This window comes from Frankia sp. CeRuru1 (assembly GCF_977966315.1).
On record NZ_CDWWEW010000171.1, the window covers coordinates 1 to 10,598 of the forward strand.

Consider the following 10,598-nt stretch of genomic DNA (forward strand, 5'->3'; position numbering starts at 1 on the left):
ATCCGGCCCACATCATAGAGGCACCGCAGCCGCCACGCCGGCGGCGCGGCGAACGCCTCGTTGAGCAACGCCTCGTGCAGCATGCATTCTCGCCGCTCCGGGCCGGACCGGTCCAGCCAGATCGGCTCGCCGATCCCCCGTACCAGCCGACCGCGTTCGACACCGAGGTCCAGAAAATCCTGCCAGGCCGAAATAATCCGGGCCGGATTACGACCGAGCTCGGCCATGTCGAGAAAAGAGACGCGCTGCGCGGCCCGACCGAGGGCGGCGCGTAACTGGCGTATCCGCGGCTGTGTCACGGCGACCAGGACGGCCTCGTCGGCCGCGAGCCCGGCGAGCACGAAATCGTGCGTTGCGCTGAGGAAACCGGCGTCGCCTTGATACAGGAAAGCCTCGTGGCAAATTCCGTCGAGCCCACTTCCACCGGCGATCGGGCCACAGATGGAGCCCAGGGTACTCCCGCGGCTCACCTCGCGGCCCGACGCGGCAAAGCGCGGGTCGCCCCCACGGGAGCCCGCCCGGCCACTCACCGCGACCTCGGCGGCGGAATGCCGAGAATACACGCGGCCCGCGCCGACAGCCCCGTCCCCAGTGTGCACGGGCACATCGTAGGTCATGCCGAACCAATGGGATATACCCCGCAACACAATCAGACCGCCCAGCTCATCAGAGCTGGTAGCGGAAACGACCCGGCCACCCCGGAACCGGGTCTCCGGCCAGGCGGGCCACGCCGGGCCGGGCCGGTCGCCGCCGTAACCGCGCCACGCGGGGACGATGCCCGAGACCAGGAGGCTGGCAGCCGAGACCAGGAGGCCGGCGCTCGAAACCAGGAGGCTGCGGGAACACGGGAACCCGCGCCGGGACCGCCGCCCGCGGGCGGAAAACCGCGTGATCACCCGTAGTCTCGCAGTCAGAGCGTCGGCGCGGGTCTCACCGCACGGCGCCCGAGCGACGACGACGCGGCCGGCCCCCGGCCCGGCGACCGAAGATCGACGAGAAGGCGGATCAGGGATTGTGACGACGACATCTGTCCCGCAGCAGTCCATCCATCAGCGGATCGCCGAGGAGCTCGGCGTGCGCCAGGGGCAGGTGACGGCGGCGGTCGACCTGCTCGACGGTGGTGCCACCGTGCCCTTCATCGCCCGCTACCGCAAGGAGGCGACCGGCACCCTCGACGACACGCAGCTGCGCACGCTGGAGGAACGGCTGCGTTACCTGCGGGAGCTGGAGGATCGGCGCGGCGCGATCCTCGAGTCGATCCGGTCGCAGGGCAAGCTGGACGACGCCCTGGAGGCGCAGATCCTCGCCGCCGACTCCAAGGCCCGGTTGGAGGACATCTACCTGCCCTTCAAGCCGAAGCGGCGGACCAGGGCGCAGATCGCCCGGGAGGCCGGCCTCGAACCGCTGGCGGAGAGCCTGCTGGGCGACCCCTCGCTCGACCCGTACGCCACAGCGACGGCCTACGTCGATCCGGAGAAGGGCGTGGCCGACGCGGGTGCCGCGCTGGAGGGGGCGCGGGCGATCCTCGTCGAACGGTTCGCCGAGGACGCTGACCTGATCGGCACGCTGCGCGAGCGAATGTGGTCGCGTGGTGTCCTGGTCTCCCGGGTCCGGGAGGGCAAGGAGGAGGCGGGGGCGAAGTTCTCGGACTACTTCGACTTCTCCGAGCCGTTCACCTCGTTGCCGTCGCACCGCATCCTCGCGGCGTTCCGGGGGGAGAAGGAGGAGATCCTCGACCTGGCCCTCGAACCGGGCGTGCCCGCGGAGCCGGACGCCGCCCCGCCGCCCGGGCCGACCGACTACGAGACGCGGATCGCCGAGACGTTCGGGATCTCCGACGCGGGCCGGCCGGCGGACCGGTGGCTCCTCGACACGGTCCGCTGGGCCTGGCGCACCCGCATCCTTGTGCACCTCGGCGTCGATCTGCGGATGCGGCTGTGGACGGCCGCCGAGGACACCGCCGTGCGGGTGTTCGCGGCGAACCTGCGTGACCTGCTGCTCGCGGCGCCGGCCGGGACCCGGGCGACCATGGGTCTCGACCCGGGGTACCGCACCGGAGTGAAGGTCGCCGTGGTCGACCCGACCGGCAAGGTGGTCGCCACCGACACCATTCATCCGCACGTCCCGGCACGGCGGTGGGACGAGTCGATCACCACCTTGGCCCGGCTCGCCCGGGAGCACCGCGTCGACCTGATCTCGATTGGGAACGGGACGGCCTCCCGGGAGACCGACAAGCTCGCCGAGGACCTCATCCGCCGGCACCCGGAGCTGTCGCTGACGAAGGTGACAGTGTCGGAGGCGGGGGCGTCGGTGTATTCGGCGTCCGCTTATGCCGCGGCGGAGCTCCCCGGGCTCGACGTCTCGCTGCGCGGGGCCGTGTCGATCGCCCGGCGGCTGCAGGACCCGCTCGCGGAGCTGGTGAAGATCGACCCGAAGTCGATCGGGGTTGGGCAGTACCAGCACGACCTGTCCGAGTCCCGGCTGTCGTCATCCCTGGACGCGGTGGTCGAGGACTGCGTGAACGCGGTGGGGGTGGACGTCAACACCGCGTCCGCCCCGCTGCTGACCCGGGTGTCCGGAATCGGGGCGAGCCTCGCGGAGAGCATGGTGCGCCACCGCGACACGCACGGGCCGTTCCAGACCAGGGCCGCGCTGAAGGACGTCCCCCGCCTCGGGCCGAAGGCGTTCGAGCAGTGCGCCGGCTTCCTGCGCATCCCCGGCGGGGGGGATCCGCTGGACGCCTCCAGCGTGCACCCCGAGTCCTACCCGGTGGTGCGGCGCATCCTCGCGGCGACCGGCGGCGACCTCGGCTCCCTTATCGGCAACGGCGCGGTCCTGCGAGCCCTGAAGCCGAGCGAGTTCGTCGACGACACCTTCGGCCTGCCGACCGTCACCGACATCCTCGCCGAGCTGGAGAAGCCCGGCCGTGACCCGCGGCCGGCCTTCAGGACGGCGGCATTCACCGAGGGGATCGAGACGCTCGCGGACCTGGTCCCCGGCATGACCCTGGAGGGAACCGTCACGAACGTCGCCGCGTTCGGGGCCTTCGTCGACATCGGCGTTCACCAGGACGGCCTGGTGCACGTGTCGGCGATGTCGAAGAACTTCGTCAGCGATCCGCGCGAGGTCGTCAAGCCCGGCGACATCGTGACGGTGAAGGTTCTCGACGTCGACATCCCACGCAAGCGGATCTCGCTGACGCTGCGGCTGGACGACGAGGCCGGTGCCGGGGGTCCGGGTCGCCGGGACGGCGAGGGTGACCGGCGAGGAGCCGCGGGTGCGGGCGCCGGACGTGGCGGCGGAGGCGCCGGACGTGGCGGCGGAGGCGCCGGACGCGGCGGGAGCCGTGATCGTGGTGATCAGCGGGATGGCGGCCGGGGCACCGCGAGTGGCGAACGTGGTGGTGCCGGGGGTCGCGGTGCCGGTGGTGCCGGCGGTTCCGGTGGACGCGGTGGCACGGGCGGTCGTGGCGGTTCCGGTGGCAGGAACGGTTCCGGTGGCCGCGGGGGTTCCGGTGGCCGCAGCGGATCCAGTGTGCCGGACGGCGCGATCGCCGAGGCGCTGCGCCGGGCCGGCATCGTCAACGGCGACCAGATCACTCTCGGCGAGTCCGGCCGCAAGCGCGGCTGACCCACTGACCAGGTGACGGGTGGTGCCGGCGGGTCAGGCCAGGAATTATCGGCTCCGGCGCCTCCCGCCGGCCCCACTCACCTGGCTCCCCCCGGAGATGCTTCGCGGATCGACGGTACTGATCCCCGAAGCACCCCGACGGCGGACGAAGCCCGGTGTCGTCAGAAATATGGTGCCATCAGAAAGAAGCGTTTGAAATCGTCGTCGGTGAAGGTCAGCATGCCGCAGTCGGTGTGGTGGATCAGGATGATCTCGCGGGTGCCAAGCAGGCGCTGGCTGATCGCGAGGGAACGGATCTCGTCGTCGGTGACGACGCCGCCGGCGTTGCGGATGACGTGAGCCTCGCCGTCGCCCAGGCCGAGGATCGCGTAGACGTTGAGCCGTGCGTCCATGCAGGCGACGGCGGCGATGTGCTTGGACGGCGGCAGCGGAAGCGGCCCGGCGAAGGTCTTCGCGTAGGCGGCGTTGTTGGTCAGGTAGTCGTCGGTGACGGACATGGGTCCTTCCCGGGAGGCGGATCGGTGGTGGAGGCCGGAGGTTCAGGCGGGATCCGCCGTGCCGGTCCAGGAGGCACGGAACGCCGCGGTGGTCGCGGCAACGGTGGTGGCGACCTCGGCCGGGCTCGCCGGGTTCGGGGCATCGCCGAACAGGGCCGCCAAGCCCGCGACGGCCTTTTCCGCGCGGGGGCGCCAGTTTTCTTCCCAGGCGGCGAGAACCGCGGCGTTGTCGGGGCGTCCGGCGATGGCGTGGCGGGCCAGGGCCGCGCTCCACGCCCGGCTGCGGGCGCCGTCGACGCCGGACTCGCGCAGCAGTTGGGCGGTCAGGCCGTCGCCGTTGGCGTCCGCGAGGTCGGCGAGAGCGGTCTTGAGCAGGGTGTCGAGCGCCGGCTTGACGACGAGGTTCAGCGCCGTGAAGGCCGCCGCCCAGTCGTAGGCGACCAGCAACCGCTCCAGCGCCTCCCGGGCGGGTTGCCAGGCCGGGTCGTCTTCCCAGAACCGTCGGGTGGCCCGGCTGTCGGCGAGGTCGGCGCCATGGACCAACGACAGCGCCTTGGCCCGGTAGGCGATCCACTGCAGGGCGCGCAGTTCGTCGGCGGCCTGGAAGAACGCGGCGTTGCTGACGTAGGCGCTGGGTCCGAGCTGGCCGACGTACAGGCTGGTGATCTGCAACACGTGGAACAGGTAGCGGGCGGGCAGGTAAAGCCGCGCGAGGACACCCACCCAGGCCGGGTTCAGGCCGGCATCCGCATCGAGGGCCTCGACGTGGTCGACGACGCCTTCGGCGTAGATCTCCCGGTCGTGCTGCAGGGCGATGTAGCGGCGGTAGTTGAGCTGGGCGGGGTCGCGGAACGCCTCCCAGTCCACGCCCCGCAGCGGCGAGCCCTCGCGGTAGCGTAGGTACCACCGGTTGATCGGACTGTCAGGATCAAGATCGAACGGGGCCGGCTGCCGCCCGAAGTGGTAGTGGAAGTGGCCGGTGACGGTCTCGTACTCGTTCGGCTTGCGGCGGGCCCCGTCGAACACACTCCAGGTGCGCAGGGGCCTCGTCGTGGGGGCGGTAGTCATCCTCAGTCCTTCCGGTCCAGGTACCAGACGAGTTCGTCGTCGCTCACGTACCGCATCCGCCCGGCAAAGCCGGCGAGGGCGGGTTCGAGGGTGGCGAGCGGGACGGACCGGCCGGCGGCCTCCTCCAGGCTGGCGCGGGTGACCCGCAGGAAGCGGGGCGCGTTGATGCGCACGTAGCCGTTGCGGTCCTCCACGACCAGCGTCTGGTCGGGGTTGTCCTTCTCGATTGCGGCGTGCAGTGCCTCGACGGTGTCGGCGTCGTCCACCGCCACCAGCAGCGACACGAAGTCGTGCTCGAAAACCGCGCTCAGCGGCAGCAGAGCCATCGGGCCCCCTCGGAGTGCTCGTGGACGTGGACGTGCTCGTGGGAGTGCTCCTGCGCCCCGGGGGTCACCTGCCCCCCGGGCGTCATCGCCGTGCCGCCCTGGCGCCGGTTGCGCCCGCCGCCGCGGCCTGTGCCCAGGCGTAGCCGGTGGCGTCCTGTCCCTGCTCGGACGGCGACAGCCCCATGTAGGCGAGCACGCCGCCGCCCGCCCGAACCGGCCCATCCGCGCCTCACCGATGGAGGCGAGGTACTCCGGCATCGTGATCGCGCCATAGTGCGCCAGGATCACCGACTTCCATCCCGGGTCGAGCTTCTCGAACAGCGCCGAGCGGGCGATCGCGTTCTTGACCGAGTACGTCGTGGTGTCCTTCGTCACCTGGTTGTGCACGTACTCCCGATAAGTGATCTTGTATGGCTCGTCCCAGGCCAGCCACCCCTCGGCTGAGACCCGGCCCGTCCCCGACAGCTCCTCTGGGAAGACGTCCTGCTCGGACACGTAACCAAACGACCAGTTGGTGTCGCGGGCCAGGTCGTACCAGTCACTGCGGGCAAGCTTCGGCATGCTCGCCTCCTTGGTGTTCCCCCACGGGCGCGGACCGGACCCACCCGGTCCGGCAACGCTCACGCGCCGCACGGCCCAACCCGGTACCGGCCGCCATCTCGACAATTTCAGTCGAAAAGGAGAACCATGTGCGGGACGACCCTTGATGTCAAGGACTCCTAACGATCTGGTCCGGGCGGACCGGATTGCTAAGGTCCACTCGCGGGTTCCGACGTTCCCCGGTACGACCCTCGCGGCGGGTCGGCCGTCGCGAACCCGGGAAAGTCCCAACGGCAGGAGGCAGCGGTGCTGGCGCTACACGCGGCGTTCGGACCGCGCGCGTGAGGCCGCCCGGCACCCCCGAGGAACGCCACCCCGGGCTCGACGCGAAGATCGTGGCCGCCCTCGACCGGATCGGCGAGGCCCTGCAGGTGCTCGCCCGCCGCTCGGCCGAGGCGCACGACCTGTCCCCCACCCAGCTTCGGGTCCTCGCCCGCCTCTACGCGGGACCACCCCCGGCGGCCCGAACCAGCGCACTGGCACGTGAACTCGACGTGGCCGACCCCACCGTCAGCGACGCCGTGGCGGCCCTGCGCCGCAAAGGGCTCGTTGGCCGCCAGCAGGACCCCGCCGACCGGCGTCACTACCGGCTCCACCTCACCGCCGACGGCCAGCAGACCGCGCACGCGGTCTCCCGGTGGACCGCCCCGGTCGAGGTGGCGACCGCCAGGATCCCCCGCCCGGACGGCGAGCAGCTGCTCGCAACCCTCCTGGACCTGCTTGACTTCGATAAGAGTGGCGGCGTGCCGCCATATTTGCTCAGTTGACGGCACGCAGGCTGGTACCGCCCCTCCTGCACAACCGGTTCAACGTGTCGGCGGTCGTGTCGTCGGCGGGAAGGAATGCCACCAACTGCTGAGCATCGGCGGGTGGGAGCTCCATGACCTCGCGGTCAAGCCGCAGTTCACCAACCACGGGGTGTGTCCACCGCAGCGGACCGCGCCGTGGTAGCGCGTGCCGGTTCAGCCGCTGGGTGAAGTCGTCGCCGGCGATCGGAGCGAGTTCCGCCCTGAGTTGGGCCGAGCGCTCGGCCGATGGGCCGAGCCACAGGTCGAAGGCTCGTTCGTCGGCGATCTGATCCCATTCCGGGAAGATCTCGCGGGCGCGCCTGTCGGTGAAGACGAAGCGCGTGAGGTTGGGCCTGTCGGTATCGAGCAGCCCCGACGGTCGGGCGACCAGGTCGAAGCCACTGGTGTACGCGAGGATGTCACCCAGGCGGTTGGTGACCAGGGCGATCCCTGGCTCGAGTTGGTCGAGCAGCTTGAGCACTGTCTGCCTGACCTCCAGCCGAGGTTGGGTGAGCGGGCCGATACACACGCCAGCGGCGATCTTGGCCAGGTATCGCAGGTGCTCCCGCTCGGAGACGTCGAGGCGCAGCGCGTCGGCGAGCGCGTTGACGACGGAGGCCGATGGGTTGCGGTCGCTCCCCTGCTCGATCCGGACGAGATACTCAACGCTGATGCCTGCCAGCGAAGCCAGCTCCGACCGCCGTAGCCCCGGGACGCGGCGCCGGGGGCCTGCCGGCAGGCCGAGCGTCTCGGGCCGGGTGGCATCGCGCCTGGCGCGGAGGAAGTCACCCAGCGGCGTACTCACGCTCTTCACTGTAAGACCGGCACGGCCTCGGTACGCCGTCCGATGCTGGCCCTATCAGGGCCAGCCTGTGCTCGGTCTGGCTGCCGCTGCCGGCGCGACCGAACATGTGACGCATGAGCGAAACCAGCAAACTTGTCATCGTCGTCGGCAGCGTGCGCGAGGCGAGGTTCGGGCCAGTCGTGGCCTCATGGGTCGCCGAACAGGCCTCCGCGCATGGGAGCTTCGACATAGAGGTCGTCGACCTCGCCGACTTTGAGATCCCCCTATCCCTGCCCGCCGCGTCGCCGAAGTACGCCGGAGACTCATACCCGCGCCCGGCGGGCATGGCACCCCTGACCGCGCGGCTCGACGCCGCAGACGCGTTCGTCCTAGTAACCCCCGAATACAACCATAGTTACCCGGCGTCACTGAAGGCTGCCATCGACTGGCACTTCACCCAGTGGACCGCGAAGCCGGTCGCTTTTGTCAGCTACGGCGGCGCGGCGGGCGGTCGACACGCAGTCCTGCACCTGGAGAACGTCCTCACCGAGCTGCACGCGGTGACCATTCGCGACGGGCTGGCATTCCCGAACTATTTCGTGAACTGGGATGCTGGTCGGCCAGCTGATCCCGACGCTCCCGGCTACGCCAAGACATTGTTCAACCAGCTTGCCTGGTGGGCCGCCGCACTCCAGAAGGCGCGCGCCGAGGTGCCCTACCCCGACTAGTGGTCCGCCTGGTACCGGCACGCGATACCGCTGGCCGAAGCCCGCTACGCCGTCTGTCTCAAGGAGTACGACCAGTGAGCGCGGTTCACAACTAGGACGCGGTTCACAACTACGACAAGGACGGCTTCCTGGCGGAGTTCTTCCCTGACGATCCCCAGCCCCGCCCCGTGCTCGATGACCGTGGTCTTGAACCCGGCGTCCACCCACGCCTCGTGCACCGACGGGGCGACGGCGACGACCCGGTCCTCGGCTCGTCCTCGGCCAGCCCCTGTTCGTCTCCACGCAGGTCCTCTGTCTATGATGACAACTGTTTTCATCAACGGGAGGCCTGTGATGCGTTCGCGACCACCGGCTCCGGGCCGCACCGCAGCTGCCCACACCGAGGCCCGCTCGTCACTCACGGTGCTCTGCGGTTTCTGGTCGTCGACGACCTTCGCCATAGGCCGGGCGATGGTGGCGGCCGACCAGTCGGCGCTCCTGACGACCAGCATCCCTGGCACTCGACGCACTCTCGGGGAGCCACTCAGCTGGCCACCTTGACTTGGGCACCACACGCCTTCCGGCTATTGTCATGAGAACCGCTTTCAATAGTGGGAGATGGTGGCACATGACTGGCCAATGGGAGACGCCGGCCGGCCCGGGCGTCGCCGCCGAGCTGGGAGCCGTCGCAGAGACGTTGCTGATCCCGCTGTACGGGCGGGCGTCGCTCGCGGTCGCGGTCGGTGGCTGGAGCTGGATCTTCCTGACGCGATGGCGCTGCGCCGCCGCTTCTTCAGCGACGGCACCCGCCGCCGGCACCTGACCGGGTCCGTCCTCGACGACGACTGGCTCGAGGTCGCCGCGGACACCGGCCCGGGGCCGTGGATGTTCGTGGCCGAGGCCGTGCTCGGGTTCCCGACAAGCACGACGTCCACAACGTGCTTGCCCGGGTCGCGGGCCGGTTTCCCGGCAGCCTCGCCGCCTTCGACAGCTGGGGCGAGTGGATGCGGCAGAACCAGGAACAGCATGACGCGCTGAGCAAGGTCGACGCCCGCGCCCGCTGGTTCTGCGAAAACCCGGCCGACCTGGAACGCCAGGTGCCCGGGCTGGAGATCCTCGAATCCCGGACCCTGCCCGAAGCCCCGCGGGCCGTACTCGACCGGCTGCCATCCGAGGTATCCGCAGCGCTGCCGGCCATGCATGAGGACCCGCAGGTGCGCTCCTACCGACTCAACCTGGTCCGGCTCGGGGAGCCGTCGACCGGCTGACGTTGTCGAAACGAGCGAGGGCGGCCCGAGTCCGCTCCAGGCGATGCAGGCAACCAGCGCGCCCGCCGGACCACCCACCGAAGCCACCAGCAGAGAGTGCTCGCGCGGACCGACGGCGAATCGCAGACAGACCTCGCGCGAGACTAACCAACGCGCTCATCTGCTGATGACAGGACGTCCGGCTGCCCGCATGACGCCGCTTCGGGCCGCCGAGTTGAGGAGGTGGGTGAACGTCAGCCGTAGCTGGGATCGAGCGGGGTCGCGGGACGCGCGGCAACGGCGTCGATCGCGGGATCGGCGAGGACCGCGTCGATCGCGGCGTGGCTGGCACCGATGTAGGTGGAGTAGCCGTCGATCTCGGTGGCGACAAGCCAGGCCCGATCGTAGGGCCACCACAGACTCGCGCACCTCCACTCCACCGGCGCCGGCAACATCGGGGCGGCGCTCACCGGCCCGGTGAGCAGGTGGTACGCCCGGTTAGCTGTCCGCACACGCATCGGCCGGTCCTCCCAGGCGCGCGTCTCAGCGAGGCCAAAACCCTCCCAGAGGCAGAAGTACGCCTGGTCCGGCGTGTCGGTGAAGCTGGACAGGACCCTCGCGAGAGCCGCCGTCTCCCGCGCGTCCAAGCCTCCGTCAGCGGGTCGCCCCCAATGGTCGGAACCGGCGACGAGGTCGTCGAACCGGGTCTCAGCCGTCAGCGCCACGCCTCGGCATGCGGCGATCTCGGACCACCGGTGTCGCCGTCCCACACCCTCACGGTCGTAAGTCGGCGGCAGCACCCGGGCATAGGCCGCGAAGACGGGCGGCACCATCGCCGCGACCGTTGCGGCTGACGTGGTAGCGGCCAGGGCTGCCGCTACCCACGCCGCCGGACTGACGTCGGGCAGCAGCGACATCCCCGGCGCCCACGCGACCGGCTCCCCCATGTCC

At 70.4% G+C, this 10,598-nt stretch carries 12 protein-coding genes; 5 read left to right on the plus strand and 7 right to left on the minus strand.

From position 1 onward, the window contains the following. A partial coding sequence (locus AC08OP_RS13685; protein ID WP_476614544.1) for an MEDS domain-containing protein occupies positions 1–599 on the minus strand: 599 nt, incomplete at its 3' end. Positions 600–1,014: 415 nt separating this feature from the next. Between AC08OP_RS13685 and AC08OP_RS13690 the strand changes: the two genes are divergently transcribed. Further along, complete coding sequence (locus AC08OP_RS13690; RefSeq protein WP_476614545.1) at positions 1,015–3,630, plus strand: Tex family protein; 2,616 nt, start codon at positions 1,015–1,017, stop codon at positions 3,628–3,630. Between the two features lie 161 nt (positions 3,631–3,791). On the opposite strand, the gene AC08OP_RS13695 is transcribed toward AC08OP_RS13690, so the two are convergent. From AC08OP_RS13695 to AC08OP_RS13705, 3 genes are read right to left on the minus strand one after another with little or no spacing between them, the layout of a single operon-like run. Further along, entirely contained in the window at positions 3,792–4,127 is a 336-nt protein-coding gene (locus tag AC08OP_RS13695; protein ID WP_476614546.1) for a beta-class carbonic anhydrase, read from the minus strand. 42 nt (positions 4,128–4,169) lie between these two features. Further along, positions 4,170–5,195 (minus strand): aromatic/alkene monooxygenase hydroxylase subunit beta, encoded by a 1,026-nt coding sequence (locus AC08OP_RS13700; RefSeq protein ID WP_476614547.1) that lies wholly within the window; start codon positions 5,193–5,195, stop codon positions 4,170–4,172. A gap of 2 nt (positions 5,196–5,197) precedes the next feature. Next, positions 5,198–6,082 (minus strand): MmoB/DmpM family protein, encoded by an 885-nt coding sequence (locus AC08OP_RS13705; RefSeq protein ID WP_476614548.1) that lies wholly within the window; start codon positions 6,080–6,082, stop codon positions 5,198–5,200. A 320-nt stretch (positions 6,083–6,402) separates the two neighbouring features. Between AC08OP_RS13705 and AC08OP_RS13710 the strand changes: the two genes are divergently transcribed. Beyond that, on the plus strand, positions 6,403–6,888 hold the full coding sequence (locus tag AC08OP_RS13710; RefSeq protein WP_476614549.1) for a MarR family winged helix-turn-helix transcriptional regulator: 486 nt from the start codon (positions 6,403–6,405) through the stop codon (positions 6,886–6,888). Here AC08OP_RS13710 and AC08OP_RS13715 read toward each other — a convergent pair. Then, a complete protein-coding gene (locus AC08OP_RS13715; protein ID WP_476614550.1) occupies positions 6,881–7,714 on the minus strand; it encodes a helix-turn-helix domain-containing protein in 834 nt (277 codons plus the stop codon). The genes AC08OP_RS13710 and AC08OP_RS13715 overlap by 8 nt on opposite strands. A 113-nt stretch (positions 7,715–7,827) precedes the next feature. On the opposite strand from AC08OP_RS13715, the gene AC08OP_RS13720 reads away from it, so the two are divergent. Then, positions 7,828–8,421, plus strand: coding sequence for an NADPH-dependent FMN reductase (locus AC08OP_RS13720; RefSeq protein ID WP_476614551.1), 594 nt, complete (start codon positions 7,828–7,830; stop codon positions 8,419–8,421). A 44-nt stretch (positions 8,422–8,465) separates the two neighbouring features. Here AC08OP_RS13720 and AC08OP_RS13725 read toward each other — a convergent pair whose 3' ends face one another. After that, positions 8,466–8,912 (minus strand): hypothetical protein, encoded by a 447-nt coding sequence (locus AC08OP_RS13725; RefSeq protein WP_476614552.1) that lies wholly within the window; start codon positions 8,910–8,912, stop codon positions 8,466–8,468. Positions 8,913–9,028: 116 nt separating this feature from the next. On the opposite strand from AC08OP_RS13725, the gene AC08OP_RS13730 reads away from it, so the two are divergent. Together AC08OP_RS13730 and AC08OP_RS13735 are read left to right on the plus strand one after the other, a co-directional pair. Next, positions 9,029–9,223: a hypothetical protein gene (locus AC08OP_RS13730; RefSeq protein ID WP_476614553.1), complete on the plus strand. Its 195-nt coding sequence runs from the start codon at positions 9,029–9,031 to the stop codon at positions 9,221–9,223. Between the two features lie 58 nt (positions 9,224–9,281). After that, the gene (locus AC08OP_RS13735) at positions 9,282–9,668 is read left to right on the plus strand and encodes a hypothetical protein (protein ID WP_476614554.1); all 387 of its coding nucleotides are present in this window, start codon (positions 9,282–9,284) and stop codon (positions 9,666–9,668) included. A gap of 233 nt (positions 9,669–9,901) precedes the next feature. Here the strand turns inward: AC08OP_RS13735 and AC08OP_RS13740 are convergent. Continuing rightward, positions 9,902–10,598 (minus strand): hypothetical protein (locus tag AC08OP_RS13740; protein ID WP_476614555.1); only part of this gene is annotated, 697 nt, incomplete at its 5' end.